This is a genomic window from Micromonospora sp. 15K316 (assembly GCF_004348525.1).
Lineage (GTDB): Bacteria > Actinomycetota > Actinomycetes > Mycobacteriales > Micromonosporaceae > Micromonospora.
The window spans coordinates 1-25,532 of sequence record NZ_SMKG01000075.1; the positions used below are offsets into that span (position 1 = coordinate 1).

24 protein-coding genes are annotated in these 25,532 nt (G+C 73.5%); 11 read left to right on the forward strand and 13 right to left on the reverse strand.

Annotated elements, in window-relative coordinates:
- Positions 1–3 precede the first annotated feature (3 nt).
- Both E1211_RS16380 and E1211_RS16385 read right to left on the reverse strand, forming a co-directional pair.
- Entirely contained in the window at positions 4–1,128 is a 1,125-nt protein-coding gene (locus E1211_RS16380; protein ID WP_243709550.1) for an aromatic acid exporter family protein, read from the reverse strand.
- A gap of 130 nt (positions 1,129–1,258) precedes the next feature.
- Complete coding sequence (locus E1211_RS16385; RefSeq protein ID WP_132349868.1) at positions 1,259–1,687, reverse strand: NUDIX domain-containing protein; 429 nt, start codon at positions 1,685–1,687, stop codon at positions 1,259–1,261.
- A 152-nt stretch (positions 1,688–1,839) separates the two neighbouring features.
- Here E1211_RS16385 and E1211_RS16390 point away from each other — a divergent pair, with 152 nt between their 5' ends.
- The gene (locus tag E1211_RS16390; RefSeq protein ID WP_132349869.1) at positions 1,840–2,571 is read left to right on the forward strand and encodes an HD domain-containing protein; all 732 of its coding nucleotides are present in this window, start codon (positions 1,840–1,842) and stop codon (positions 2,569–2,571) included.
- A gap of 317 nt (positions 2,572–2,888) precedes the next feature.
- Here E1211_RS16390 and E1211_RS16395 read toward each other — a convergent pair whose 3' ends face one another.
- Positions 2,889–3,341 (reverse strand): barstar family protein, encoded by a 453-nt coding sequence (locus E1211_RS16395; protein ID WP_165947271.1) that lies wholly within the window; start codon positions 3,339–3,341, stop codon positions 2,889–2,891.
- Between the two features lie 62 nt (positions 3,342–3,403).
- Entirely contained in the window at positions 3,404–3,853 is a 450-nt protein-coding gene (locus tag E1211_RS16400) for a ribonuclease domain-containing protein (protein WP_132349871.1), read from the reverse strand.
- A 235-nt stretch (positions 3,854–4,088) separates the two neighbouring features.
- Between E1211_RS16400 and E1211_RS16405 the strand changes: the two genes are divergently transcribed.
- A complete protein-coding gene (locus E1211_RS16405; RefSeq protein WP_132349872.1) occupies positions 4,089–5,006 on the forward strand; it encodes a hypothetical protein in 918 nt (305 codons plus the stop codon).
- Between the two features lie 51 nt (positions 5,007–5,057).
- Here E1211_RS16405 and E1211_RS16410 read toward each other — a convergent pair whose 3' ends face one another.
- Positions 5,058–6,506, reverse strand: a complete 1,449-nt coding sequence (locus E1211_RS16410) for a Gfo/Idh/MocA family oxidoreductase (RefSeq protein WP_132349873.1) — start codon at positions 6,504–6,506, stop codon at positions 5,058–5,060.
- A gap of 228 nt (positions 6,507–6,734) precedes the next feature.
- Between E1211_RS16410 and E1211_RS16415 the strand changes: the two genes are divergently transcribed.
- From E1211_RS16415 to E1211_RS16430, 4 genes are read left to right on the forward strand one after another with little or no spacing between them, the layout of a single operon-like run.
- On the forward strand, positions 6,735–7,610 hold the full coding sequence (locus E1211_RS16415) for an SIS domain-containing protein (RefSeq protein WP_132349874.1): 876 nt from the start codon (positions 6,735–6,737) through the stop codon (positions 7,608–7,610).
- Entirely contained in the window at positions 7,607–8,548 is a 942-nt protein-coding gene (locus tag E1211_RS16420) for a 1-phosphofructokinase family hexose kinase (RefSeq protein ID WP_243709551.1), read from the forward strand. The genes E1211_RS16415 and E1211_RS16420 overlap by 4 nt, the downstream gene beginning before the upstream one ends.
- Positions 8,548–9,462, forward strand: a complete 915-nt coding sequence (locus E1211_RS16425) for a class II fructose-bisphosphate aldolase (protein WP_132349875.1) — start codon at positions 8,548–8,550, stop codon at positions 9,460–9,462. Before E1211_RS16420 ends, E1211_RS16425 begins: the two co-directional genes overlap by 1 nt.
- The gene (locus E1211_RS16430; protein ID WP_132349876.1) at positions 9,459–10,289 is read left to right on the forward strand and encodes a DeoR/GlpR family DNA-binding transcription regulator; all 831 of its coding nucleotides are present in this window, start codon (positions 9,459–9,461) and stop codon (positions 10,287–10,289) included. The genes E1211_RS16425 and E1211_RS16430 overlap by 4 nt, the downstream gene beginning before the upstream one ends.
- 4 nt (positions 10,290–10,293) lie before the next feature.
- Here E1211_RS16430 and E1211_RS16435 read toward each other — a convergent pair whose 3' ends face one another.
- Positions 10,294–10,791: a tetratricopeptide repeat protein gene (locus tag E1211_RS16435; RefSeq protein WP_132349877.1), complete on the reverse strand. Its 498-nt coding sequence runs from the start codon at positions 10,789–10,791 to the stop codon at positions 10,294–10,296.
- A 121-nt stretch (positions 10,792–10,912) separates the two neighbouring features.
- Here E1211_RS16435 and E1211_RS16440 point away from each other — a divergent pair, with 121 nt between their 5' ends.
- Positions 10,913–11,860, forward strand: coding sequence for a DUF5937 family protein (locus E1211_RS16440; RefSeq protein WP_243709552.1), 948 nt, complete (start codon positions 10,913–10,915; stop codon positions 11,858–11,860).
- A gap of 31 nt (positions 11,861–11,891) precedes the next feature.
- On the opposite strand, the gene E1211_RS16445 is transcribed toward E1211_RS16440, so the two are convergent.
- The 3 genes from E1211_RS16445 to E1211_RS16455 form a co-directional block, all read right to left on the reverse strand.
- Positions 11,892–12,491 carry a hypothetical protein gene (locus tag E1211_RS16445; protein ID WP_243709553.1) on the reverse strand — a complete coding sequence of 200 codons (600 nt, stop codon included), beginning with the start codon at positions 12,489–12,491 and terminating at the stop codon, positions 11,892–11,894.
- 180 nt (positions 12,492–12,671) lie between these two features.
- Positions 12,672–14,303 carry an ABC transporter permease gene (locus E1211_RS16450; RefSeq protein WP_132349879.1) on the reverse strand — a complete coding sequence of 544 codons (1,632 nt, stop codon included), beginning with the start codon at positions 14,301–14,303 and terminating at the stop codon, positions 12,672–12,674.
- Entirely contained in the window at positions 14,300–15,232 is a 933-nt protein-coding gene (locus tag E1211_RS16455; protein ID WP_132349880.1) for an ABC transporter ATP-binding protein, read from the reverse strand. The genes E1211_RS16450 and E1211_RS16455 overlap by 4 nt, the downstream gene beginning before the upstream one ends.
- 107 nt (positions 15,233–15,339) lie before the next feature.
- Between E1211_RS16455 and E1211_RS16460 the strand changes: the two genes are divergently transcribed.
- A complete protein-coding gene (locus E1211_RS16460; RefSeq protein WP_132349881.1) occupies positions 15,340–16,158 on the forward strand; it encodes a TetR family transcriptional regulator in 819 nt (272 codons plus the stop codon).
- Here the strand turns inward: E1211_RS16460 and E1211_RS16465 are convergent.
- Positions 16,155–16,673, reverse strand: coding sequence for a MarR family winged helix-turn-helix transcriptional regulator (locus tag E1211_RS16465; RefSeq protein ID WP_132349882.1), 519 nt, complete (start codon positions 16,671–16,673; stop codon positions 16,155–16,157). The genes E1211_RS16460 and E1211_RS16465 overlap by 4 nt on opposite strands.
- Positions 16,674–16,815: 142 nt before the next feature.
- On the opposite strand from E1211_RS16465, the gene E1211_RS16470 reads away from it, so the two are divergent.
- Positions 16,816–17,376, forward strand: coding sequence for an NADPH-dependent FMN reductase (locus E1211_RS16470; RefSeq protein ID WP_132349883.1), 561 nt, complete (start codon positions 16,816–16,818; stop codon positions 17,374–17,376).
- Positions 17,377–17,443: 67 nt separating this feature from the next.
- On the opposite strand, the gene E1211_RS16475 is transcribed toward E1211_RS16470, so the two are convergent.
- Positions 17,444–19,237, reverse strand: coding sequence for an ABC transporter ATP-binding protein (locus E1211_RS16475; RefSeq protein WP_132349884.1), 1,794 nt, complete (start codon positions 19,235–19,237; stop codon positions 17,444–17,446).
- An 80-nt stretch (positions 19,238–19,317) separates the two neighbouring features.
- Between E1211_RS16475 and E1211_RS16480 the strand changes: the two genes are divergently transcribed.
- Together E1211_RS16480 and E1211_RS16485 are read left to right on the forward strand one after the other, a co-directional pair.
- On the forward strand, positions 19,318–19,740 hold the full coding sequence (locus E1211_RS16480) for a MarR family winged helix-turn-helix transcriptional regulator (protein ID WP_132349885.1): 423 nt from the start codon (positions 19,318–19,320) through the stop codon (positions 19,738–19,740).
- A gap of 167 nt (positions 19,741–19,907) precedes the next feature.
- Positions 19,908–21,692, forward strand: coding sequence for an N-acetylglutaminylglutamine amidotransferase (locus tag E1211_RS16485; RefSeq protein WP_132349886.1), 1,785 nt, complete (start codon positions 19,908–19,910; stop codon positions 21,690–21,692).
- Between the two features lie 15 nt (positions 21,693–21,707).
- On the opposite strand, the gene E1211_RS16490 is transcribed toward E1211_RS16485, so the two are convergent.
- Positions 21,708–22,841 carry a glutamate--cysteine ligase gene (locus E1211_RS16490; protein ID WP_132349887.1) on the reverse strand — a complete coding sequence of 378 codons (1,134 nt, stop codon included), beginning with the start codon at positions 22,839–22,841 and terminating at the stop codon, positions 21,708–21,710.
- A 171-nt stretch (positions 22,842–23,012) separates the two neighbouring features.
- Positions 23,013–25,532, reverse strand: a 2,520-nt coding sequence (locus tag E1211_RS16495; protein ID WP_132349888.1) for a discoidin domain-containing protein, incomplete at its 5' end; no start/stop codon positions are given.

The window sequence follows — 25,532 nt, forward strand, 5'->3', positions numbered from 1 at the left end:
GGGTCAGAGTGGGGGGAGGCCGATGGCCTGGTCGACGCGGGTGAGGACGGTGCGCTCGTCGTCGGCGCTGACGCCGCGCAGCAGGTCGATGGCGGTCGCGCGGACCTGTCCGATGATCATGACGAGGGGCAGGGAGCGGCCCGGGGTGAAGAGGGCGCCGGCCGTACGTACGGCGGCGAGCGCCGACCGGTCGGCCCGCGCCGCGTGATCGTCGGCGACCCCGTCACGCCCCTCCAGGTCGGCGGCGAGCGCCTCCCCGGCGGCGCGAACGGACTCCGCCAGCGACCGCAGCGCCACGCCCAGCTCGGCGGGGACCGGCGTGGGCTGGCGGCTGAGCGTGACCCCGGCCCGGGCGAGCACCCGGACGTTGCGTACCGCGTAGTCGATCTGCCGGATCGAGTTGTCCACCGAGCGCAGCCGGCCGATGTGCCGACGCCGCCGTAGGTTCAGCCAGAGCGCCTCGCCGGCGGCGAGCACCCCGTCGCGCAGCCGGTCCACCCGGACGTCCATCTCGCGGGCGTGGCCGAGCGCGCCGCGCGCGGCCGCCTCGTCGTGCCGGTCCAGGGCGTCGGCGATGTCGGTGAGCAGCGCGGCCATCTCGCCGAAGGTGCCGCGCACCTCGGCGGTCAGCGGAGCGAGCGGGCGCCGGGCGTCGATCAGCTGGCTGGCGGCGAGCGCGACCGCACCGCCGACCAGCGCGTCGACGAATCGGAACGGGACGAGTCCCTCGGTCGGCGGGGCGACGACGACCAGGTAGAGGGCGGAGACGGCGGCCTGCACGAGACTCACGCCGGTCGCGCCGACGGCCGCGGCGAGGACGACGGTGAGCAGGATGACGGTGAAGACGGTCCCGGTGCTGCCCCGGCCCAGCCCTTGGATCACCACGTCGGCGACGAGCACCCCGCCGGCCACCCCGAGCACCACCTCGACGGCCCGCCGCAGTCGCTGCCCCCGCGCCTGACCGAGAACGATCAGCGCGGCCGCGGGCGCGAAGAACGGCTCCGGGTGCCCGAGCAGCCGGGTGGCGAGGATCCAGGCGACGGTGGCGGCCAGGGTCGCCTCCAGCACCGGCCGCCAGCCGTGGCGCAGCCGCTCGGCGGCCACCCGCAACCAGCCCATCCGGATCATCACCCTCCTCGCACGCCGACATCTGATCGTCCACCAACCGCGCGGCGAGCGCCCACCGGCCCGGCGCCCCGGCTCAGCCGCCGCCGGCCCGTCGGGCGGAGTCGAGGTGAGCGGCGCCGGTGGGCTCCGCTCAGCCGGCGGCGACGGCCGTGAGGCGGGCGTGCTCCGGCGAGGCGAGGAACCGGGTCAGCACCTCGGCGGTGCCCGGGGTGTACGGCCGCCCGTCGAGCAGCTCGGCGGCCGGCACGAAGACGATCGCGGCGCCCTCACCGAGCACGACGTCCTCCTGCCGGGCCCGGGTGGCGCCGCAGAAGTAGTGCTTGACCCGGCCGGTCTCGGGCACCTCCTGCCGGGCGAAGTGGCGCAGACCCTGCTCGGCGCGGAGCCCCGTCTCCTCCCACAGCTCCCGCTCGGCGGTCCGTTCCGGGGTCTCGCCCGCCTCCGCGTGCCCGCCGGGCAGGCCCCACACGTTCGGGTGGAACGGCGCGTTCGCGTCGCGCAGCTGCATCAGCAGCCGCCCGTCCCGGTCGACGAGCAGCACGCAGGCAATCATGATCATGTCGCGAGCCTAGTGTGGTGTCCGGGAGCGTTCATCGGGCCGCGCGGGCGACGGCACCGCCAGGCGCTGGTGCCGGTGCACTCGGCCGGACGGACCGCCCGCCCCGGCGCTGCGGGGCGGACCGTACCGTGATGATCGGCTATAAGTGACGCATGGATTTCCCGCCGTACCTGGCCAGCATGCCGATGCACGCGATCACCGAGATCCACGGCGAACCGGGCCTGCTGGAGCGCTTCCGGTTGGAGATCCAGTCGTTCGACGGGGCCGCCCGGGAACGCCTGACCGCCGCGCTCGACCTCGCGGCCGAGCTGCACCGCGAGGACCGCCGGGTCCGCGAGCCGTACCTGAACCACCTGCTGCGGGTGGCGATCCGGCTGATGCACCACTACCAGGTGCGGGACGTGGACGTGATCGTCGCCGGGCTGCTGCACGACGCGGTCGAGGACCACCCGGCCGAGCTGGCCGGCGACGCGGCCGGCGGCGAGGACCCCACGCCCGCGGCGCTGGCCACGCTCGCCGCCCGGTTCGGGCCCCGGGTCGCGCGCCTGGTCGCCGCGGTCACCAATCCGCGGTACGACCCGAGCCGCGACCGCGACGAGCAGTACCGCGAGCACGTCGCCGCCAGCCTCGACCGGGACCCCTGGGCACGGGTGATCAAGGTATCGGACTTCACCGACAACGGGGTGGGTGTGATCCACACGGTCGGGCCGAAGGTGGAGTCCTCGGCCCGCAAGTACCGGCCCCTGGTCCCGGTCTACCGGGAGTTGGTCAGCCGGCCCGACACTCCCCTGTCGGCCGAGGTGAAGAGGCACATCCTGGGCCAGCTCGACTTGGCCGAGGAGCGGTTCAGCGCCATCCTCGACCAGCCCGCGCACCGGCACTGACCAACCGCCGCGCTCGCCGTCGCCGGACGCGGACCGGGACGCTCACGCCACCGCGGCACGACCACCGTGCCCGTCACGGTGATCGCGTTCGCCCCGGTTCCAGTTGACCAGGCGCCCCCAGACCCGCTCCCGGCCGTGTGATCGACTCGCCTTCCTTGATCTCGGGGTATCCGGGCGGCCGGACGCCACGACTTCAAGGAACCCGAGTGGATCAAGGGCACGTGCGGGTCGGGGCAGCGTCGCACGCGGGCAGCGTCGCACGGCGACCCCTGGGCCGCCGCCCCACCTACCCGGCCGGCGAACCCGCGCAGCCGGGGTCAGCGGGGTGGGCGTTCGCGCAGCACCACGCGCAGGGGGTGAGGCGCCTCGGCGGCGACGTCGCCGAGCACGGCCAGGAAGCGGGCGTGCTGGCCGGCGGGCTCGTCAGCGAGCAGTTGGCCGGCGTCCTCGACGTGCAGGGTGAGCGGCGTGGCCGTCAACCGGTCCCGCAGCACGTCCGCCAGCGCGTCCCAGTTGCGGCCGAAGTGCGCCGGCAGGGTCAGCGCGTCGGTGAGCGCCGCGAAGAGGCCGTCCCGGGTACGCGCGACCGCGCCGGCCAGCCGCACCACCGGAGCGCGAGCCTCGACCCCGCTGGCGCCGAGCTCGCCCGGACCGGCATGGGTGGCGGCAGCCGAGTCCCCACCCGTCCCGGCGACGGCGGGTTCGTCCGAGGCGGTGGCCGGGACGACGGTCAGCCACTCGCTCGGCCGCTCGCCGGCGTGATCGGCCATCATGTCTCCTCTCCGGGCGGGGCCGGCCGCCCCGTGGACGACCGACCCCGGAAAGGTAGCGGTCAGAGCCGGTAGAAGTCGCCGTAGTGGTTCGGCGAGAACCACGTCGCGCCGGTGCTCTTGTTCACGACGATGCGGTACGCGTCCCGGGCCGCGCCCTGGGTGCGCGGGTACACGTCGTACTCGTAGTAGGTGGCGTTGGTGGGCAGCTGGCCCTCGTAGTTGTAGAACCGGCCACCGGCGAAGTTCGACAGTCCGCCGCTCCACGAGTACCAGGTGCGGGTGGTCGGGAACCCCTTGGCGGCCCATCCGGAGCGCGCGGTCCGCGCGTCGGCGCAGCGGCTCATGGTGCAGGAGCTGTAGACCGCCGCGGAGGCCGAGTCCGTCAGCTTCGGAGCCACCACGGACGGCCCGACCAGTGTGGCGGCGACCATGGCGACGAGCAGGGCGATCGTGGCGGGAAGCCGGCGGTTCGCGCCGAGTTTCGACAGCGGGGACACGGGAGTGGACATGCTGCCTCCAAGCCGTTCATGTCATCGATGCGCATCGCTGTGCGATCGCGATCATTCTGACCGTTCCCGGGCGCCGCGAGAAGGGATTCGGCGGTAACCGCTCCACAATGTCCGATGAACCGGAGATGGTCACCGGTCGTCCGCTCCAGGCGCCCGGCCGCGAGCCCGTCACTTCGTGGGGTCGACCGACCGTTGTTCACGGTGACGACGCGATCCTCGATCGAGGAGGGGTGAGATGACGGGCGCCCCTGACCCGGAGCCGGCGCGCGCCGGCCGGTGGCGGCAGGCCACCACGCGCGTGCGCGACCGCGGCCGCCGGACGGGGCTGCGTGCCGGGACGTGGCTGGCGCAGCGCTGGCAGCAGACGGTCGCCCTGCTGCGGGGCATGGAGCCCAGCACCGCGTACGCTCCGCCCCCGTCCGCCGCCCCCGTCCGGGTGACGCAGCGGCGGGACGCGGAGATCGTCGTGCCCGCGCAGGGCTACATCTACGGGTTCGTCATCCGGGCCAGCTTCAGCTGGTCCGCCGAGGGGCTCCGCCCCGAGCTGCTCAGCTGGTACGCGCAGCAGTTCCAGCCGCTCGCCGTCCAGCAGCTCACCCGGCTCGCCGCGGACCTCGCCCGGAGCACCGCCCCGCACCACGCGGGCGAGCTCGAGGTGCGGCTGCACCGGGCGATCGGCGAGGCGGACTGGACCTTCCCCCGCGCGGAGGGGACGGTCTCCGGCAGACCGGACGCCTGGGTACGGCTCGACGAGCGCGTGCAGCAGGCGCTGCTGCCCTACTCGAAACGCCGGGTCACGCTGGAGTCCGAGTACGAGCTGCACCTCGCGCGGGCGCGCAGCGCGCAGCAGCTCGCCCACCGCTGGTCGACGATCCTGCGCGAGTACGCCGACACGGCCGCCGAGGTCGACCCGCAGACGCAGGAGGGCCTGGTCGACGCGGCCCGCCGGATGCTCGGCCTGCAGAAGATCGCCACACAGTGGATCGAGGACCTGCTCGCCGAGCGTCCGCGTACCGGCAACTGGTTCGACCGACCGCCGCCGGCGGCGACGCGCGCGCAGCCGGACCGGTCCCCCGATGTTCCCCGGCAGCCCGGCCCCCCTCCGGCGGACAGCGGCGCCGCGGCCGACGGCGACTCCTCCGGCCAGACGTGATCGGGCGACCGGGCGCCGCGTCGCCCGTGACGGCGCGGCGCCCGAGCCGGCTCAGCGCTTCGTCAGCCACGGGTCGTCCGGCTTCGGCCGGTCGAAGGTGGGCCGGGCCCGCTGCCAGTGCCCGCGGGTGAAGTCCGGCACCTTGACCGGGCGCATCCGGCCGCTCTTCAACGACTCGTGGCTGAGCGGGATCACCGAGCACCAGGCCGCCGAGTCGTACACGTCGATGTCGGGTGTCATGCCGAGGCGCATCAGCTGGACGAGCCGCCAGATGGAGATGAAGTCACCGCCGCCGTGGCCGCCGTACTGGTCGGCCAGCTCCTCCAGCGTGGGCCACAACCAGTGGTCGTGCTGCCGCAGGATCGTGTTGTAGTCGCTGCCGGTCCGCCAGGTGTGGTTCTGGTGGCCGAGCGACTCGAGGTAGACCCGCGAGTTGTCCAGCTCGATCGAGCCGCGGGTGCCGGTGAGGGTGGTCTCCCGGCTGTACGGGTGCGGGGAGTTCACATCGTGTTCGACCCGGATGAACCGGCCGCCGGTGGTGGTGACGAAGCAGGTGTGCCGGTCGCCGGAGATGTAGGGCCGGTCGTCCCAGGACGAGTGGTCCTCCCCGACCCGCGGGTCCTCGGAGCGGAACAGTGCCAGCGCCTTGGGCACGGACGCCACGGCGACCAGCTCCTCGAACCGGTCGCCGCGGTTGACGCCGAGGGCGGCCGAGACCGGCCCCAGGCCGTGCATCGGGTAGTGCAGGGCGTTCATCCGCGTCTGCCAGCGACGCCGCCAGTGCTCCGGGTGGTAGGCGCCGCCGAAGAGGTACGGCCAGCGCAGGTCGTGGACGTACCCGCCGGAGGCGTGCTGGAGGTCGCCGAAGACTCCCTGCCGGGCCATGTTGAACATCGCCATCTCGGGGCGGAAGTAGTTGACGTTCTCCAGCAGCATGCAGTGCTTGCGGGTCCGCTCCGAGGTCCGGACCAGGTCCCAGATGTCGTCGAGGTAGGGCGCGATCGGCAGCTCGACGGCGACGTGCTTGCCGTGTTCCATGGCCGCCTTGGCCATCGGGTGGTGCCACTCCCAGGGGGTGGCGATGTAGACGAGGTCGATGTCGTCACGCCGGACGAGGTTGAGGAAGTCCTCCTCACCGTCGGCGTAACCGACGGGTGGGGTGTCCTGGAAGCCCTGCTCCACGATCCGGTCGATGGTCCGCTGGACGCGGTCGGCGCGGATGTCGCAGACGGCGGTGACGGTGGCCACGGCGCCCCACCGGAGGTCCTGGTCACCACCGCGGTTGCCGACGCCGATGAGCCCGACGCGAACCTGTTCGAAGCCCTCGAACGGCACGTCGACCATGCTCTTCTCGCCGCGACCGCGGGCGGGTTCGTGACCCCCCTCGTCGGCGGCGGCGGAGGCGCCCACGGCTCCGGTGAGTCCGGCTGCGGCACCGAGCACGGCGCCGGATCGGAGCAGGTCGCGGCGGGACGGATTGAACTGAGCTGGCGGGGTCACGTGATCACTCCCTAGCTGACGGGGGTCTGATCGAACTTGCCTGCTTACGTCGTTCAGTGAGCAGTGTCGATCGGATGGATATCGATGGCAAGGGGTGGTCCCGCGCCTCCATGGGATCGAGATTCACGGATTGCCGAACGGCGGACTGACCATTTAGGCTCGGATAGCCGCCGGATCGCGCGATTTCGCGCCGAGCGAACTGCCTCGTGGGCGGCGGGTCGGAGCGCCATGACACACGTCGAGCAGGAGATCGCCAGCCAGCCGCAGTGCTGGCGACGGGGCGTCGCGCAGGCCGGCCTCGCCGGGCGGTTGCCACGACCTGGCGAACGGGTCGCGGTGGTCGGCTGCGGCACGTCGTGGTTCGTCGCCATGGCGTACGCCCGGCTGCGCGAGGACGCCGGCCTCGGCGAGACGGACGCGTTCGCGGCGTCGGAGTTCCCGGCGCGCCGACGCTACGACCGGGTGTTGGTGATCAGCCGTTCCGGCACGACCACCGAGGTGCTCACCGTCCTGGCCGCCGTCCGGGGGCGTACGCCGAGCTCCGGGGTGTTCGGCGATTCCCGGTCACCGGCGGCGACCATGGTGGACGAACCGGTCGACTTGCCGTTCGCCGACGAGAGGTCTGTCGTGCAGACCCGATTCGCCACCACCGCGCTCGCGGTGCTGCGGGCGCACCTCGGCGAGCGCCTCGACCCGGCGGTACGCGACGCGACGGCGGCCCTCACCTCTCCGCTGCCGGTGGACCCCGCCGCGCTCGAACAGGTCACGTTCCTCGGCCGGGGCTGGACGGTCGGCCTCGCCCACGAGGCGGCGCTCAAGTGCCGCGAGGCCGCCGGCTTCTGGGCCGAGGCGTACCCGGCCATGGACTACCGGCACGGCCCGATCGCCGTCGCGGGCCCCGGCCGGGCGGTGTGGGCGTTCGGGGCCGTGCCGGCGGGGCTCCCCGAGCAGGTGGCCGCGACCGGCGCCACCTTCGTGCACAGCGCGCGTGACCCGATGGCGGAGCTGATTCTCGCGCAGCGGCTCGCCGTCGGTCTGGCCGTCCGGCGGGGCCTCGACCCGGACGCGCCACGTCACCTGACCCGCTCGGTGATCCTGACGTGAACCCCGGGGCGGCGGTGCGCGGCGGGATCCTCACCGTCACCCTCAACGCGGCGCTGGACGTGACGTACCACGTTCCGGCCCTGACGCCGGGCGCCGCGCACCGGGTGTCCCGGGTGGACGAACGGGCCGGCGGAAAGGGCGTCAACGTCGCCCGCCTGCTGCACACCCTCGGCGCCCCGGTCGTCGCCACCGGTCTCGCGGGCGGCGCCGGCGGCGCGCGGATCCGCTCCCTGCTGGCGGAGGAGGGGGTGCCGGAGGCGTTCGTACCGATCGAGGCGGAGTCCCGGCGCACGCTGGTCGTCGCCGAACCGGACTCGGCCACCGGGTTCTGGGAGCCCGGGCCGGCGGTCACCCGGCAGGAGTGGCACGCCTTCCGCACCCGCTTCACCGACCTCGTCCGCGGCGCGGCGGCGGTCGTGCTCTCCGGCTCCCTGCCGGTCGGGGTCCCGGTCGACGCCTACCACGCGCTGATCACGGCGGCCCGCCGCGACAGCGTGTGGACCGTGCTGGACAGCAGCGGGGAGGCGCTGCGCCACGGCCTCTCCGCCGGCCCGGACCTCGTGAAGCCGAACGTCGACGAACTCGCCGATCTCCTCGGATGCCCGCCGCCCCGGCCGGCCACGGCGCTCCAGGCGGTACGCACCCTCGACGCGCCCGCCGTCGTCGCCTCGTTCGGCCCGGACGGGCTGCTCGCGGTGACCGGCGAGGGCGCCTGGCGCGCGTACGTGCCGGAACCGGTGGCCGGCAACCCGACCGGGGCCGGCGACGCCTGCGTCGCCGCGCTGACCAGCGGCCTGGTCCGGCAGCGCCCCTGGCCCGAACGGCTCGCCGAAGCGGTGGCGCTCTCGGCGGCGGCGGTCCGGGCGCCGGTGGCCGGGAGTGTGGACCTGTCCGACTACCGGCGGCTGCGCCGGGACGTGATCGTCAAGGAGATCTGATGCCCCTCGTACCGACCGGAGAGCTCGTCGCCGCGGGACCGGTCTGCGCGTTCAACGTGATCACCCTGGAGCACGCCGAGGCGATCGTCGCCGGAGCGGAGGCCGCGGATCGAGCGGTCGTCCTCCAGGTCAGCGAGAACGCCGTCCGGTTCCACCGTCGGCTCGCCCCGATCGCCGCCGCGGCCCGGGCCGTCGCCGCCAGCGCCACCGTCGACGTGGCGCTGCACCTCGACCACGCCGTCTCCGCCGAGCTGTGGCGCGAGGCGCCGGAGCACGGCTTCGGCTCGGTGATGGTCGACGCGTCCCGGCTGCCCTATCGGGAGAACGTCGCGGCGACCCGGGCGGCGGCCGAGTTCGCCCACGGCCGCGGGCTCTGGGTCGAGGCCGAGCTCGGCACGGTCGGCGGGAAGGACGGCGAGCCACCCGTCGACCCGCACTCGCCCGGTGCCCGCACGGACCCGGACGAGGCCGCCTCGTACGTGGCGCAGACCGGGGTGGACGCGCTGGCCGTCGCGGTCGGCTCCGCGCACGCGATGACCGTCCGGGACGCCGTCCTGGACCACGGCCTGATCGGGCGGCTGCGGGCGGCGGTCGCGGTGCCGCTGGTACTGCACGGCTCCTCCGGGGTTCCCGACGCCGAGCTGCGCCGGGCCGTCGCGGGCGGAATCGTCAAGGTGAACATCGGTACGGCGCTGAACACCGCCCTCACCGGGAGTGTGCGCCGCACCCTGGCCGCCCAGCCGGAGCTGGTCGACCCGCGCCGCTGGCTGGCGCCGGCCCGGGAGGCGATGGCGGAGTCGGTGACCCGCTTCTGTCGGGTCGTGTCCGGAGACGGACCCGCCGGAGCCGGCACTGCCGGAGACGGACCCGCCGGAGCCGAGAGCGGCCTGGCCTCGACCGGGGCCGCGCCGTGACCTCGACCGAAACCACGGGGTCCGCCGCCGCGGGCGGGACGGCCGACCGGTCCCGCCGGTTGCAGGCGCTGCTGGAGATCCTGGCCGCGCGCGGCGGGCGGCTCTCCGTCGCCGAGGGCGTGGCCGCGTTGCAGGTCTCCGAGGCGACCGTCCGCCGCGACTTCACCGTCCTCGCCGAGCAGCAGCTGGTCACCCGCACCCACGGCGGCATCGTGGCCAGCTCGGTCGCGTACGACCTGCCGGTGCGCTACCGCTACCGCGGGGACCGCAGCACCAAGGAACGCATCGCGGCGACCGCCGCCGGGCTCGTCGAGCCGGGCGACGTCGTCGGGCTGAACGGGGGCACCACCACCTCCGCCACCGCCCGGCACCTCGCGGCCCGGCCCGACCTGGCGCAGGCCACCAACCGTCCGGCCCTGACTGTGGTGACCAACGCGCTGAACATCGCCACGGAGATGGTGCTGCGGCCGTCGGTACGCACCGTCATCCTCGGCGGGGTCGCCCTGCCCCAGTCGTACGAGCTGACCGGGCCGTTGACCGGCATGGTGATGCAGTCGCTCTGGCTGGACGTCCTCTTCCTCGGTGTCGACGGGTTCTCCACCGACGGCACGTCGTGCCACGACGAGAGCGAGGCAGGCATCGACGCGCTGATGGTCAGCCGGGCCCGCCAGGTGATCGTGGTCGCCGGGTCGGAGAAGCTGGGCCGGCACTCCTTCGCCAAGATCTGCGACGCGTCCGCGGTGCACACCCTGGTCACCGACGACGCCGCCGACGAGCGGGTCGTGGCCGACCTGCGCACCGCCGGCGTGACGGTCCTGCTGGCCTGACCGGTTACGACTCCGGCTCCACCAGGAGGCGGGCGTAGTTGGCCATCGAACGCTGGTATCGGGGCAGGTGGGGCGCGAGGGCGGCCAGGGCCACGGAGACGGCTTCGCGCTCGCGTCCCACGCTGGTCAGCGCGAGCGCGAGCGTGGCGGCGACCGCGTCGTCGAGCTCGTCGGAAGGCTGCTGCCGCTCCGCCGTCAGCAGCTCGACGGCCTCCTGCGCCCGCCCGATGTTCCGCAACGAGCTGGCGAGCTGGATGACCGAGCGCCGACGGCGGATGCCGGTGACGCCGGCGCGTAACGCCTCGCGGTAGAGCGGGACCGCACGGTCGGAGTGGCCGGTCGAGTCGAAGGCACAGGCCCGCTCGAACGCCACGACCGGGTCGCCGTCGGGCAGCTCGGCGGCGAGCTCGTCGACCCGGCGGCGGAACTCCTCGGGCTCGTGGTCGTCGATGGCGGCCCACAGCTCGGCGCTGCGCCGCTCCCAGTCGGGGGTGATCGTCATGGACGCGATCATGACGGCCGGGTAGGTTTGCCCGCCAGTCATTCGGCGCCCGCCGAATCAAGACGGCCGGAGGAGGTGACCGACGATCGCGGTCACCCTGCGCTTCGGCCCCGCCGACCTGATGCGTTGCCGGTTCGCGTTCTCCCCCGTGCTGGAGACGATCCAGGCGATCCGGCTGACCACACCGGACGACCTTCCCGGGCACCACCAGGGGTTCCTGCACTCGGTGCGGCGTCAGCTGGCCGCGCTGGACCTGCGGCCGGTGACGCTGCTGCAACCCCGCCGCGGCTACAGCCCGGACTTCCTCTCCCCACCGCCGACCGTCCCGCTCCCCCGCTTCGCCGACGAATTGGCGCGCATCGAGGCGACCCCGCTCGACCGGGTACGCGAGGAGGTGACCCGGTCGCTGCGGGACACCCGCGGCGCCGGGCACACCGACGTCGGCCGGCGCCTGCTGGCCGATCCCACCGACGCGCTGCGCCTGCTCACCGGCGTGATCCGGGACGTCTGGCAGGAGGTGATCGAGCCCGTGTGGCCGAAGGTGCGCGCGCTGCTCGACGCCGACGTGGCGTACCAGAGCCGCCGGATGGCTGAGGGCGGCCTGGACCGGCTCTTCGCCGAGCTGCACCCGCAGCTGCGCTGGCACGACGGCGTACTCACCCGGGAGCGTGGCGACGACGAGCACCGCGACCTGGCCGGGAAGGGCCTGCTGCTGATACCCAGCGCCTTCAAGTGGGACCAGGTGCTGGTCATCCTGGACGAGCCCTGGCAGCCGACCGTGATCTATCCGGCGCGCGGACTGGCCACCCTCTGGCAGCCGGCGGGCGCGCCGGAACTGGTGGCGCTGGCTCGGCTGGTCGGCCGTACCCGGGCCACGCTGCTGGCCGGGTTGACCGAGCCCGCGACGACCACCGTGCTGGCCCATCGGCACGCGCTCGCGGCCGGCACGGTCTCGGAGCACCTGGGCGTGCTGCGCGACGCCGGACTGGTGGTCGGCGAGCGGCACCGCCACGAGGTCCGTTACCGGAGGACGGCGCTGGGCAGCGCCCTGCTCGACCGGAGCGCGTGACAGCCCGGTTCAGATGACCCGCACCGCGGACCTAGCCGGACCGGTCGGTCGGGGCGGGCGGAGCGGGCGCCTGCGCCGGCGTCACGTTCGCATCCGCTCGCGCGAGTCGCGCCGACAGCAGCATCGCCTGAGCGACCGAGCCGCCACCGACACCGAGGCCACCCCGGGCGGCGCGGTAGAAGTGGTCGCGCGCCTCGTTCGCCCGTTGCAACAGATCGCCGACGTCGTCCTGACCGGCCAGCCCGCGGGCGGCGCGCTCGATCGCCCAGACGGCGTCGCGCCAGCCGTGCGCCGCCGCCACCGTCGGGGCGTCCCCGAGCAGCAGGACGCTCTCCCAGGCCAGCGTGTGCCGGACGTCGGCGTCGGCCAACCGTGTCAGGCCTTCCTGCTGGTCGATCCGGTGTCCCCCGGAGTCGGGACGGGTATTGGCGAGCATCCGAACGGCGATGGCGTGGATCTCCTTCAGCACCTGCGCGAAGTCGACGTAGGCGTCGAGGCGCCTGTCGTCCCAGCGCACGCTCTGGCTCCGCTTCCATCGGGTGCGGTCGGCGATGGTCGTGGCGACGATCGTGCCGATCGTGCCGATCAGCACGCCGAGAAGTGCGGGCAACTGTGCGACGACGCCTCCCATGGCGTCGAGCCTGCCACTCGCCGACAAAACAGCGGCACCGCGGCCGGTCGCCGATGACGCCGCCTCCGGCGGGCTTGCGTGCCGACGCAACTTCGGAGAAGTTGTCCCCTCCGGGGCGGTGGAGGGGACAACTTCCCTGAAGCTGCACGGATCACGGAGGCGCCAACCCGACGCGGTCGGTCAGCGGGGGGTGTCGCGGTGGCGGAAGGCGGCGGCGCCGGCCACCAGCAGGGCCGCCGCCACCGCCGTCAGCACCACGAGCGGCGGGGCCGTCGGGTCGACCGCGGGCGCGGCGGGCACGTGGGTGTACGGCGAGAGGTCGAGCGCGGCCTGCGGCAACTCCAGCACCGCGCCGAGCTGCCCGAGCAGCAGGAACACCATCAGCGCGGTCCAGGAGAGCGCCACCGACCAGCGGGGCAGGAGTCCGAACAGGGCGGTCACCACGCCGGCGACCACGAGCAGGGCCGGCAGTCGCAGCGCGGCGGCTCCGCCCAGGGCGAGCGCCTTCCCCGCCGGGTCGCCGTCGACCAGGCCGTAGCCGAGCCCGGTCGTGACCCCGCCGAAGAGCAGCAGCGCGGTCGCGCCGAGCAGCGCGGCGCCCACCTGCGTGCCCAGCCAGCGGCGGCGGCTCACGGCGGTGGCGAGGACCGCCTCCAGCACCCCGTCCGCCTCGTCGGCGCGTACCCGCAGCAGGGCCTGCACGACGTACGCGCCGATCGCCAGCGCGTAGAGCCCGAGCATGGCGGCGAGGTACCCGTCGACAAGTTCGCCGCCGCCGCCCATGGCGGCGATGGCCTCGGCGGCTGCCGGGTTCTCGGCGATCATGGCGTTGAACTCGTCGGCGGCGACGCCCATCGAGACGCCGAGCACACCCACCCCGACCGCCCAGCCGAGCAGCGCGCCGCGTTGCAGCCGCCAGGCCAGCCCGGCGGGGCTGAGCAGCCAGGTGGCGGCCCGCCCCGGCCCGCGCCGCGCGGCGAACAGGCCGGCACCGAGATCACGTCGCCGCGCCAGCGCGTACGCGAGCGCCACCGCGGCGGCCAGCAACGCGACCGGCAGGGCGAGGGTCCACCACCGCTCACCGGTGTAGGCGCGCACCTGGTTGCCCCACCCCATCGGGCTGACCCAGGACGGCCAGGCGCTGACCACCCGGGTGCCGTCGGCGCTCTGCTCGCCGAAGACGTCGCCGGCGGCACGGAGCAGGAAGGCGAGGCCGACGGCGGCGGCGGCGAGGGCGTTGGCGCCCCGGGAGGTGACCGTGAGCTGGGCGGTGACGGCGGCGACGCCGGTGAACGCCACCCCGACGCCGCCGATCGCGGCGGCCGCGGCGACGGATCCCGCGAGGGGCAGCCCGGCGCCGGCGAGGGCGAGGGCGAGGGCGAGTCCGGCCGCGGCCAGCACGTTCGCGCCGACGACGACCAGCAGGGCGGCGGTGAGCAGCGCGTACCGGCCGACCACTGACGCGCCGAGCAGCTCGGCCCGGCCGGTCTCCTCGTTCTGCCGGGTGTGCCGGACGACCGCGAAGGTGCTCAGCAGCGCGACGAGGACCGCCAGCGTCGCGTACGTCTCGGCGACCACGACCGCGCCGAGGTCGGTGCCGGCGATGGGGCCGTTGAAGGCGCGGGCGACGAGGCTGGACGCCGAGGTGGTGGCGTAGCCGTGCCGGGCCGCGTCGTCGGGGTAGACGCCGGCCACGCTGGCCGCGAGGGCGTACCCGAGCAGGGGGGTGCCGAGGATCCAGATGCCGAGTCGGATCCGGTCGCGGCGCAGCGCGAGCCGGGTGAGTCGCCAGGTGCCGGTGAAGGCGCTCATCGCAGCGCCGCCGGGGTCTCGGTGGCACGCTGCTCGGCCACGGCGGCGCCCTCCGCGCCGTAGTGGCGCAGGAACAGCTGCTCCAGGGTGGGCGGGGCGCTGGTCAGCGCGCGCACACCGAAGCGGACGAGGTGGCCGAGCAGCTCGTCGAGGTGGGCCGGCTCGACCTCCAGGTGGGTGCGCCCGCCGGTCTCCCGCACGGAGTGCACGCCTGGCAGCTCCGCGAGGCCGGTGAGCGGCCGGGCGGTCTCCACGGTCACCGCGGTGCGGGTGAGGTGGCGCAGTTCGGTGAGGGTGCCGGACTCGACGGTGCGCCCCTCGCGGATGATGCTGACCCGGTCGCAGAGCGCCTCGACCTCGGCGAGCACGTGGCTGGAGAGCAGCACGGTGCCGCCCTCGCCACGGATGCGCCGGACCTGCTCCTGGAAGACCGACTCCATCAGGGGGTCGAGGCCGGAGGTCGGCTCGTCGAGCACGTAGAGCTCCACGTCGGAGGCGAAGGCGGCGACGATGGCGACCTTCTGCCGGTTGCCCTTGGAGTACGTGCGGCAGGTGCGGGTCGGGTCGAGGTCGAAGCGCTCCAGCAGCTCGTCGCGGCGGCGCCGGTCGAGGCCGCCGCGCAGCTTGCCGAGCAGGTCGATGGCCTCGCCGCCGGTGAGGTTCGGCCAGAGGCTCACGTCACCGGGCACGTACGCCAGACGGCGGTGCAGGCGCACCGCGTCGCGCCACGGGTCGGCGTCGAGCACCCGCGCCTCGCCGGAGTCGCGGCGGAGCAGGCCGAGCAGGATGCGGATGGTGGTGGACTTGCCGGCGCCGTTGGGGCCGAGGAAGCCGTGCACCTCCCCCGCCTCCACCCGCAGGTCGAGCTCGTCGAGCGCGCGGACGGCTCCGAACGTCTTGACCAGTTTGTCGATCGCGATGACGGCCATGGCCCCTCCCCTGGGGTGACACCTCGACGACCTCACTCTACTGACCGCCGGTCAGCCGGTTCAACGGGCTTCCGCCCGCCGGTCAGAAGGGCGACTACGCTGGCGGGATGACCGCCGAGCCCGCGGACGACACCCGGTCCCGGATCCTGCGCGCCGCGCTCGACCTCTTCGCCGAGCACGGTTACCAGCGCACCTCGCTGCGGCAGATCGGCGAGCGGCTGCGGCTGACCAAGGCCGCGATCCTCTACCACTTCCCCGCCAAGGAACACCTGCTCGCCGCCCTGGTCGAGCCGCTCCTGGCCGACCTGGAGGGGCTGCTCGACGCGGCGCAGGGGCGGCCGACCGCGCAGGCCCGCGACGTGGTGCTGGAGGGGTGGGTGGACATCATGCTCGCCCACCGCCGTCCACTCGGCATGCTCTTCCACGACATCGCCCTGATCACCCGGGGCGACACCTACCACCGCCTGATGCGGATCGCCATGCGGGCCAACGACCTGATCGCCGGCCCGCAGGCCGGGCGCCGGGAGCGGGTGCGGGCGGTGCAGGCGGTCGCCATGTGCAGCGATCCGGTCGTCTTCTTCGCCGACGTCCCCGACGAGGTGCTCCGTGCCGACATGCTCGACGGGGTGCGCCGGCTGCTGGCGGCGACAGTGGACGTCGAGCCCTCCGGCGCGACGGCCCCGGGCCCGGCGGCGGGCGCGGGGACCGCGCCGTCCGCGCGCGGGACGCACCGGGCCGGCTCGGCCGTCCCGCGTCGCCGGCCGGGTCGACCCCGCGCGCTCGATCGTGAGCAGGTCGAGGCGGCGCGGCGGATGTACGCCGCCGGCGACCACTCGGTGGACGCGATCGCAGCCGCGCTGAACGTCTCCCGGGCCACCGTCTACCGCCACTTGTCGCCCGCCGGCGGCAGTAACGAGACGATTTAGCGACAGTTTCGAGACGGTTCCGCGACGGCCTTGCCGTCACCGTCGCGCCGCTCGACAACCGTGCCGACGTGCGCGAACACGTCGGCCAGGCGGGCGAGGTCGACGCCCTCGAAGTGGTCGAGGAACCGCCGGCGCACGGCGGCCAGGTGACTCGGCCAGGACTCGGTGAGCCGGGCGAAGCCGGCGTCGGTGAGCACGGCGTTCCAGCCCCGGGCGTCCTCCAGGCTGCGCACCCGGCGCACCAGTCCCTGCGTCTCCAGGCGGATGATGGTGCGGGTCATCCCGCTCAGCGAGAGGTGGCAGGCGTACGCGAGCTCGCTCATCCGCAACTGCCGCCCGGGCGCCTCGGAGAGACGCATGAGGGCCGTGTACTCGGTGAGCGGCAGTTGCCGGTCACACACCATGTCGGCGTCGATGGCCCGAGGCAGGAGATACATCACCCGGAACAGGGTGCGAACGAGCGCCTCCTCGTCGTGATCGAGGGGCTTGAGGGGTTCGCCGGAGACGCCGGACATGCTGCTCATCCTAGTGCCGCCGCCGGACGGCCTCTGCGGGGCCGTTGTGACGGCGGCCATAGCGCCACTATTTGCTTGACCAATCAACGTCTGTCTAGCGTGTCCTGGCGTCAGGCAACGACTTCGGGAAGGCACCACCCGCATGACCAGGATCGGCATCATCCTCGGCAGCACCCGCCCCGGCCGCAACGGCGAGGCCGTCGCCCACTGGGTTCTTGAGCACGCCAAGCAGCGTACGGACGCGCAGTTCGAGCTGATCGACCTGCTCGACCACCCGCTGCCGCACCTCGACGAGACCAACCTGCCCTCGTTCGGTCAGTACACCCAGCCGCACACCAAGAGCTGGGCCAGGACCATCGGGTCGTACGACGGGTTCGTGATGGTCACCCCGGAGTACAACCACTCCACCTCGGGTGCGCTCAAGAACGCGATCGACTACCTCTTCGCCGAGTGGAACAACAAGGCCGTCGGCTTCGTCAGCTACGGCTCCGCCGGAGGTGCCCGCGCCGTCGAGCACCTGCGTCTCATCGCCGGCGAGCTGATGATGGCCGACGTGCGGGTCCAGGTGGCGCTCTCGTTCGTCAACGACTTCGAGAACTACACCGTCTTCAAGCCGAGCCCGTCGCACGTGCCCACGCTGAACACCATGCTCGACCAGGTCGTCGCCTGGAGCACCGCGCTGGCTCCGCTGCGCGAGAACTGAGCACACCCCACCGCCGAGGACGGCCGCGCTGACCCGCGCGGCCGTCCTCGCGGCGCTTCTCCGGGTCTCAGGCGGCCAGCGCGGCGTAGCGGCCGTCGCCGGCGAGCAGGCTGTCGTGGGTGCCGCGCTCCACGACCCGGCCGTGGTCGAGCACCACGATCTGGTCGGCGTCGCGGACGGTGGAGAGCCGGTGCGCGATGGTGATGGTGGTACGCCCCTTGGCCAGCTCGTCGAAGGCCCGCTGCACGGCCCGTTCCGTCCCGGTGTCCAGTGCGCTGGTGGCCTCGTCGAGGATCAGCACCCGCGGATCCCGCAGCAGGGTGCGGGCGATCGCCAGGCGCTGCTTCTCGCCGCCGGAGAAGCGGTGGCCCCGCGAGCCGACGACCGTGTCGTACCCGTCGGGCAGGCTCGCGATCACGTCGTGGATCTGGGCGGCGCGGGCGGCCGCCTCGATCTCCGCGTCGGTGGCCCCCGGCCGGGCGTAGCGCAGGTTCTCCCGCACGCTGGTGTGCAGCAGGTAGGTCTCCTGGCTCACCACTCCGACGATCGCGGCCAGGTCGACCAGGCGCAGGTCACGCAGATCGACCCCGTCGACGGTGATCGTTCCGCTCGTCGGGTCGTGCAGGCGGCTGACCAGGGCGGCGAGGGTGCTCTTGCCGGAACCGGTCTCCCCGACCACTGCCAGTCCGGTGCCGGCGGGCACGTCGAGGGTGACCCCCGCGAGCGCCGCGGTGTCGCTGCCCGGATAGCGGTAGGTGACCTCCTCCAGGCGCAGGTGGCCGCGGACCCGGCGCGGGTCGACCGGGACCGGCTCGGCCGGCTCGGCCACCTCGACCGGGAGGTCGAGGTACTCGAAGATCCGGGCGAAGAGCGCCAGCGACGAGGTCACCGAGACGCCCACGTTGAGCAGCATCATCAGCGGCCGGAACAGCCCGTTCTGCAACGTGGTGAAGGCGACCAGGGTGCCGATGCTCAGGGTGCCCGCGGCGCCCGGCAGGCCGGCGCCGAGGTAGATGAGCGCGGGAACGGCCGCGAAGACGATGCTCATCGAGGCCATCCGCCAGCGGCCGGCCAGCTCGCTGCGCAGCTCCAGGTCGACCAGGCGCGCCGAAGAGGCGGTGAAGCGCTCCACCAGCGCCGGGGCGGTGCCGAGGGTCTTGGCGAGCTGAACCCCGCTGATCGACAGGCTCTCCTCGACTGTGACGTTGAGGTCGGCGAGTTCCCGCTGGCGTCGGGCGGTGACCTCCCGGCGGAGCCGGGCGACCCGCCGGGTGAGCCAGATGGCCGGCGGCAGGATGAGCAGCGAGACCAGCGACAGCCGCCAGGAGAGCGCGACCATGGCCGCCACCGTGGCGACCACGGTGGTCAGGTTCGACGCGATGGAGGTGGCGGTGGAGGTGACCACCGACTGCATGCCGCCGATGTCGTTGGTGATCCGTGACTGCACCTCGCCGGTGCGGGTGCGGGTGAAGAAGTTCAGCGACTGCCGCTGGAGGTGGGTGAAGACGTCGGTGCGCAGCCGGTGCATGACCTCCTGCCCGACCCGGTTGGAGATCCAGGTCTGCACCACGCCGAGCACGGCGGTGACGGCCGCCACCGCGACCATGCCGAGGACCAGCCAGGCCAGCAGGCGCAGGTCACGCCCCGGCAGGGCTTGATCGATCACGTGCCGGAGCAGGAACGGCGAGGCCATCGCGAGGACCGAGGACGCCACGATGATCGCGGTCACCACGGCGAGGGCGGCCCGGTGCGAGCGGAAGAGCCCGGCGACGCGCCGCAGGGACACCTGCCGGGCCTGCGTCTTCTCCGCCGGGCTGACGGTACGGGGGCCGCGGTCGCGGCCGAGGGGGCTGGGCTCCAAAAGCGGCCACCTTTCGATCAGAGTTACTGAGGTCGCCTCATCATGAGGGAACAACCGTACTTGCTGCTACCGTATTCCGCGTGACCGAGGTCGACGGCGACGACGAGAGCCTGGCCGAGGCGTTCTGGAAGGTGGCGCGGCTGCTGCGGCACCGCACCCGGGAGGCCCTCGCCCCGTGGGAGGTCAGCCCGAGCCAGGCGCGCGCGCTCGGCGTCCTGGCCCGGCACGGCGTACTGCGACCCGGCGCGCTCGCCGAGCACCTGCGCATCGCCGCCCGCTCCGCCACCGAGGTGGTCGACGACCTCCAGCGACGCGGGCTGGTCGAACGCCGCCCCGACCCGAACGACCGGCGGGCCACCCTGGTCGCGCTCACCCCTGAGGGCGTACGCGCCAGCGACGGCATCCGGGCCACCCGCCAGGCCGAGGCGGACCGGCTCTTCGCCGAACTCACCCCCGGCGACCGCGAGGAGCTCGCCCGCATCCTGCGTACGCTGCACGGCTGACCGCCCCCGGCGCGGGCGGCCACGCCGGCGCCCACCGTGCCCGCGACGCCGGCCAGGTTTGGTCACCGGCCCGCCGGGTAGCCGAGCCCGTCCGATCGACGGGACCGGTGGTGACGGGAGGGCCTCGTGGTACGCCTGCTCAGCGGTGCGACCGGCGGCCGACGCTGATGTGCGGCATCGCCGGGGAGGCCCGGTTCGACGGGTCGACACCCGACGCCGCAGCGGTGACTCGGATGACCGAGGCCATGCGCTCCCGCGGCCCGGACGGCGAGGGGCTGTGGACCGACGGATGGGTGACCCTCGGGCACCGGCGGCTCACCATCATCGACCTCTCCGCCGCCGGCGGCCAACCGATGGTCCGCGAGGATCTCGGGCTCGGGCTGGTCTTCAACGGCTGCATCTACAACTATCCGGAGCTGCGCGAGGAGCTGAGCAACGCCGGTTACTCGTTCCACTCCACCAGCGACACCGAGGTGATCCTGGTGGCGTACGCCCACTGGGGTGAACGGTTCGTCGACCACCTGGTCGGCATGTTCGCCGTCGGGCTGGTGGACCGGGCGCGGCGGCGGCTGGTGCTGGCCCGCGACCGCCTCGGCGTGAAACCGCTCTACCTCGCCGAGACGCCCGGTCGGCTGCGGTTCGCCTCCAACCTGCCGGCGCTGCTCGCCGCCGGCGACGTGGACACCGGCATCGACCCGGTGGCGCTGCACCACTACCTCTCCTGGCACTCGATCGTGCCCGCGCCCCGTACCGTCCTGCGCGGCGTCCGCAAGCTGCCACCGGCCACCCTGCGGATCGTGGAGGCCGACGGGCGCAGCCGGGACGAGGTGTACTGGCAGCCGGACTACGTGCGGGAACCGGCCGACGCGGCCATGGGGGCGCGGGACTGGCAGGCCGCCGTCGGAGAGGCGCTGCGCACCGCCGTACGCCGGCGGCTGGTCGCCGACGTCCCGGTCGGCGTGCTGCTCTCCGGCGGCCTGGACTCCAGTCTGATCGTGGCGCTGCTCGCCGAGGCCGGCCAGCGACACCTGCGGACGTTCAGCATCGGCTTCGACAGCCGCGGCGACGAGTCCGGCGACGAGTTCCACTACTCCGACCTGGTGGCGCGCGCCTTCGACACCGACCACCAGCGCATCCGGCTCACCGACGACGACCTCGTGCCCGCCGTACGCCGCAGCGTGCTGGCCATGACCGAGCCGATGGGCAGCCACGACGTGGTCGCCTTCCACCTGCTCTCCGAACAGGTGGCCCAGCACGTGAAGGTGGCCCAGTCCGGTCAGGGCGCGGACGAGGTCTTCGCCGGCTACGGCTACCACCAGCCGCTGGCCACGGTGCCCCGGGAGGCCGCCGCGGACGAGTTCGCGGCCGCCTTCTTCGACCGGGACCACGCCGAGCTGAACCGGGTGGTCGGCCCGGCGTACGCGCTGGACCGGGACGCCAGCCGCGACCTGCTCGACGCGCACCTGGCGGCCCCCGGGGCACAGACCGCGGTGGACGCGGTGCTGCGGCTGGACACCCACCTGATGCTCCCCGACGACCCGGTCAAGCGGGTCGACAGCATGAGCATGGCCTGGGGCCTGGAGGTGCGTACCCCCTTCCTCGACCAGGACCTGGTCACCCTCGCCGCGCACTGCCCGCCGGAGCAGAAGCTGGCCGCGGGCGGCAAGGGGGTGCTCAAGGAGGTGGCCCGGGAGGTGCTGCCGGCCGAGGTGGTCGACCGGCCGAAGGGCTACTTCCCGGTGCCCGCGCTGCGCAACGTCGACGGCGCCGTACGCGAGCTGGTGGTCGAGGCGCTGCAGTCGCCGGCCGCCCGGGAGCGTGCCCTGTTCCGCCCCGAGTACGTGGCGCACCTGCTCGCCGAGCCGGACCGGGCCGCCGCGACGGCGGGCAGCAACAAACTGTGGCAGCTCGGCCTGCTGGAGCTCTGGCTCCAGTCGCACGGCGTCACCTGACCCGGGCCGAAGCCGTCAGCCGGCGACGGTCCAGGCGGCCAGTTGGGCGAGGACGGCGCGCAGGTCGCCGGTCTCGTCGAGGATCCGCCGCTGCCGCGTCGCGCCGGTGCCCTCCCCGCGCAACCGGGTCAGCTGATCCAGCACGTACCCCAGGTCGCCGTGACGGAGCAGCGCCGGCGAGACCGTGGCGAAGAGCTCGTCGACCAGCTCCCACGCCGGCCGGGCGCCACCGTGTCGCAGGTCGATGAGGGTTCCGTCCATGCCCTCGTGGGCGGCCCGCCAGTGCGCCGCGGAGACCAGACAGTCCCGCACGGGCGACGCCGGCACACCGGCACGCACCTCGTCGACGAGCGTCGCGACGAGGGCGCGCAGCAACGCGGCGACGAGCACCGTGTCGTCGACGGTCGGGCAGACGTCCCCCACCCGGATCTCCACCGTCGGGTACGCGGCGGACGGCCGGGCGTACCAGTAGACCATCGCCGCGTCGAGCATGACTCCGGCGGCGATCAGCTCGTCGACGGTGCGGTCGTAGTCGGCGGCGGAGGCGAAGTACGGGGTGGGGCCGAGGCTCGGCCAGCGTTCCAGCTGCATGGACCGCCAGCTGGCGTGTCCGGTGTCGGCGCCGTCGTGCAGCGGAGAGTTGGTGGCGATCGCGTGCACCACGGGCAGCCAGGGGCGCAGGTGGTTGCAGACCTGCACGGCCAGTTCGCGGTCGGGCACGCCGACGTGCACGTGGCATCCGCAGACCGCCGGGTCGTGCGCCACCGGCCCGTACCGGCGGGACATGGCGTGATAGCGGGGTTTGTCCGGCACCGTCCGGTGCGGCTCGTGCATCGGGGTCGCGCCCACCGCGACCAGCCGCGCGCCGGCCGACTCGGCCGCCTCGGCGGCGGAGCGTCGCAGCGCCACCAGGTGCGCCCGCAGCTCGACCAGGTCGGCGGTGACCGGGGTGACCATCTCGACCATGCTGTGCCGGAACTCCTGCCGGCTCTGGTCGCGGGCCGCCCCGCGCAGCCCGGTCAGCACCCGCTGGGCGACCGGCAGGTTCTCCCCGGTCCGCGGGTCCAGCAGCAGGAACTCCTCCTCCACCCCGAGGGTCAGCGTGGTGAGGTCGGGCACCGCGGTGGCGATCGTCGGACGGTACGTCATGCGTTCGGCGTCCGTTTCGTCGGGCGACGCGCCGGGCGTCGCACTGCCGGCCGCCCGCGTTCCCGCCGCCGGGACCGGCAAACGCTCCGCCGCCGCCTCAGTCCAGGTTCTCCGCCCGAGCGGCGGGCCCGGCCGCAGGAATCCGGCCGGGCCCCTCGGGTGTCGCGACTGCTACGGGTACGCGGTCAGGTACACCTGCTGGTTGGCGGTGTTCGCGGTCCCACCGGAGTTGTTGATCACGCGGTTGATGGTGCCCACGCCACCGAGGGAGACGGTCACCAGGTTGGTGAACCGCACGTTCGGGTTGGTCGGCGCCTCGAAGGCGCGTTCGGCGACCACCGCGGGGTTGACGTTGAAGTAGCAGTAGCTGCCCATGCCCCACCCCTGGTGGCTGGTGACCCCGTCGCCCACCTTGTACGCCGCGTAGCCCCGGGTCGAGCCGTTCATGTAGGCGGCCTGGTTCGGGGGGTCGTACGGCATCTCGTTCTGGTAGAAGTACGTCCGCCCGCCGTTGCCGTTCCAGACGGTCTGGTACTTCTGGTAGTGCTCGACGAAGAGGCCGTACATGGTGACGTCGTCGCCGTTGACGGTCAGCCCGGTGTCGGCGGTGTTCAGCGTCCAGCCGGTGGGTACGCCGGAGGCCGCGTGGTCGGCCCGCCACAACCACATGTGGTCGCCGATCACGTTGTCGCTGTTGACGGTGAGCGTGTTGGTGGCCTTGCCGACGTGCGGCCCGCCGATGCGGAAGAAGACGTCGTGCAGCGAGGTCGGGTTGGCGGCGTGGCTGGCCGACGAGCCGGCCGGGCCGACCTCCATGAGTACCGGCGAGTTCGTCGTGCCCGCCTCGAACATGATGCCGGCGACCTTCACACCGTCCACGTCGGCCACCCGCATGGCGACGGTGCCGTTGTCCGCCTGGATGGTGGCCAGGCCGAGACCGAGGATCACCGTGTCGGGACGGTTGACCTGGATCGGCTCGGTGACGTGGTGCACGCCCGGGGTGAAGAGCAGGTGCTTGCCCTGGGCGAGCGCCGCGTTGATGGTGGCCGCGCTGGTGCCCTGCTGGACGACGAAGAACTGCGACAGCGAGATCGACGAGCCGGCCGGCGTCTTGCCGTACCAGCTGGTGCCGGTGGTGTTGCTGCGCAGCGCCGGCACGAAGACCCGGTACTCGCCGGTGCCGTCGACGTAGAGGAAGGGCTTCTCCCGCACCACCGGGGTCTGCGGGATGACGGTGTGCGACGGGTTCGGGAAGTGCGGCGGCGGCGCGCCGGCGACGCCCTGGAAGACCATGTTCCACACCGACCCGGTCCAACCGTTGCCGAACTCGCTGTTACGCGAGTACCACTGCTGCTGGGAGCCGGAGACGACGAGACCGTCGATCCGGGTGTCGGCCATCAGGCCGCCGCTGGACCAGCCGTCGCCGCCGTTCCAGAGCTGGATCTGGTTCTGCCCGCCGCGCAGGTGCATCCGGCGGTACGGGGCCGCCTGCGAGACCGCCCAGCGCTCCACCGTCACGCCGGCGGGCAGGGTCACCGAGAGGTTCTCGGCGGCGCGCCAGAAGTTCTGGGTGGCGTTGCCGTTCATCCAGAACGCCTCCACCCGGACGTGGCCGTTGAGGTTCACGTCGTCCGGGCTCATGCCCAGGCCGGCGACCTGGGTGAAGAAGCCGAGGTTGACGTCGGCGGTGTAGGTGCCCGGCTTGAAGAGCACCGCGTACCGCTGCGGGCCGAACTGGTTCTCCTCCTGCTGGTCGAAGAGGGTGTTCAACCGGCTCTGGATGGTGCCGGTCGGGGTGCTCGGGTCGAAGACGAAGGTGTTCGGCCCGAAGTTCGGGTTGCGCGGGTCGGTCGGCGGGATGGACGGGTCGCCGCCCCCGTTGGTGGTGTTGACCTGGAGCTCCCAGAGCGAGTATCCGTACCCGGTGCCCCGGGCGGTGCCGTACATGCGCAGGTAGCGGCCGCTGCCGTTGACGGTCAGGCTCTGCGTGCCGCCGGTGCCTGTGGTGGTGCTGTAGACGGTGGTCCAGGCGTTGCCGTCGGCCGAGGTCTGGATCTGGAAGGCCCGGGCGTACGCGGCCTCCCAGCTCAGCACCACCCGGCAGATCGTCTGGGTGCCGCCCAGGTCGACGCGGAGCCACTGGGGGTCGGCGGCGGCGCTGGCCCACCGGGTGCCGGTGTCGCCGTCCACCGCCGCCGACGCGGGCAGGGCGGCATTCTCGGTGGAGGAGGCGGTGGCCGGTCGGCCCTGGGCGGCGTTGGCGCTGCCGCAGGTCGGGTTGGTGCCGCCGGTCTCGCCGTAGACCTGGAACTCCCAGAGCGAGTACCCGTAGGCGCTGCCCCGGGCGGTGCCGTACATCCGCACGTAGCGACCGGCGCCGGTCACCGTGATGTTCTGGGTGCCGCCGACGCCGGTGGTGGTGCTGTGGACGGTGGTCCAGGTGCCGCCGTCGTCGGAGGTCTGGAGCTGGAACGCGCGGGCGTAGGCGCCCTCCCAGACCAGGGTCACCTGGCTGATGGTGGCTCGGCTACCGAGGTCGACCTGGAGCCACTGCGGGTCGCTGAACGCGCTGGACCAGCGGGTGCCGGTGTTGCCGTCGACCGCCGCGGCCGCCGGTGTGCCGGCGTTCTCGGTGGACGAGGCGGTGGCCGGGCGGCCCTGTGACAGCAGGGTGGGGGCGGCCTGTGCGGG

Bases quoted from the DNA above. Each gene is read 5' to 3' on its own strand.
- E1211_RS16380 (WP_243709550.1), bottom strand. From the start codon at position 1,128: ATGATCCGGATGGGCTGGTTGCGGGTGGCCGCCGAGCGGCTGCGCCAC.
- E1211_RS16385 (WP_132349868.1), bottom strand. From the start codon at position 1,687: ATGATCATGATTGCCTGCGTGCTGCTCGTCGACCGGGACGGGCGGCTG.
- E1211_RS16390 (WP_132349869.1), top strand. From the start codon at position 1,840: ATGGATTTCCCGCCGTACCTGGCCAGCATGCCGATGCACGCGATCACC.
- E1211_RS16395 (WP_165947271.1), bottom strand. From the start codon at position 3,341: ATGGCCGATCACGCCGGCGAGCGGCCGAGCGAGTGGCTGACCGTCGTC.
- E1211_RS16400 (WP_132349871.1), bottom strand. From the start codon at position 3,853: ATGTCCACTCCCGTGTCCCCGCTGTCGAAACTCGGCGCGAACCGCCGG.
- E1211_RS16405 (WP_132349872.1), top strand. From the start codon at position 4,089: ATGACGGGCGCCCCTGACCCGGAGCCGGCGCGCGCCGGCCGGTGGCGG.
- E1211_RS16415 (WP_132349874.1), top strand. From the start codon at position 6,735: ATGACACACGTCGAGCAGGAGATCGCCAGCCAGCCGCAGTGCTGGCGA.
- E1211_RS16425 (WP_132349875.1), top strand. From the start codon at position 8,548: ATGCCCCTCGTACCGACCGGAGAGCTCGTCGCCGCGGGACCGGTCTGC.
- E1211_RS16435 (WP_132349877.1), bottom strand. From the start codon at position 10,791: ATGACGATCACCCCCGACTGGGAGCGGCGCAGCGCCGAGCTGTGGGCC.
- E1211_RS16440 (WP_243709552.1), top strand. From the start codon at position 10,913: ATGCGTTGCCGGTTCGCGTTCTCCCCCGTGCTGGAGACGATCCAGGCG.
- E1211_RS16445 (WP_243709553.1), bottom strand. From the start codon at position 12,491: ATGGGAGGCGTCGTCGCACAGTTGCCCGCACTTCTCGGCGTGCTGATC.
- E1211_RS16450 (WP_132349879.1), bottom strand. From the start codon at position 14,303: ATGAGCGCCTTCACCGGCACCTGGCGACTCACCCGGCTCGCGCTGCGC.
- E1211_RS16455 (WP_132349880.1), bottom strand. From the start codon at position 15,232: ATGGCCGTCATCGCGATCGACAAACTGGTCAAGACGTTCGGAGCCGTC.
- E1211_RS16460 (WP_132349881.1), top strand. From the start codon at position 15,340: ATGACCGCCGAGCCCGCGGACGACACCCGGTCCCGGATCCTGCGCGCC.
- E1211_RS16465 (WP_132349882.1), bottom strand. From the start codon at position 16,673: ATGTCCGGCGTCTCCGGCGAACCCCTCAAGCCCCTCGATCACGACGAG.
- E1211_RS16470 (WP_132349883.1), top strand. From the start codon at position 16,816: ATGACCAGGATCGGCATCATCCTCGGCAGCACCCGCCCCGGCCGCAAC.
- E1211_RS16485 (WP_132349886.1), top strand. From the start codon at position 19,908: ATGTGCGGCATCGCCGGGGAGGCCCGGTTCGACGGGTCGACACCCGAC.
- E1211_RS16490 (WP_132349887.1), bottom strand. From the start codon at position 22,841: ATGACGTACCGTCCGACGATCGCCACCGCGGTGCCCGACCTCACCACG.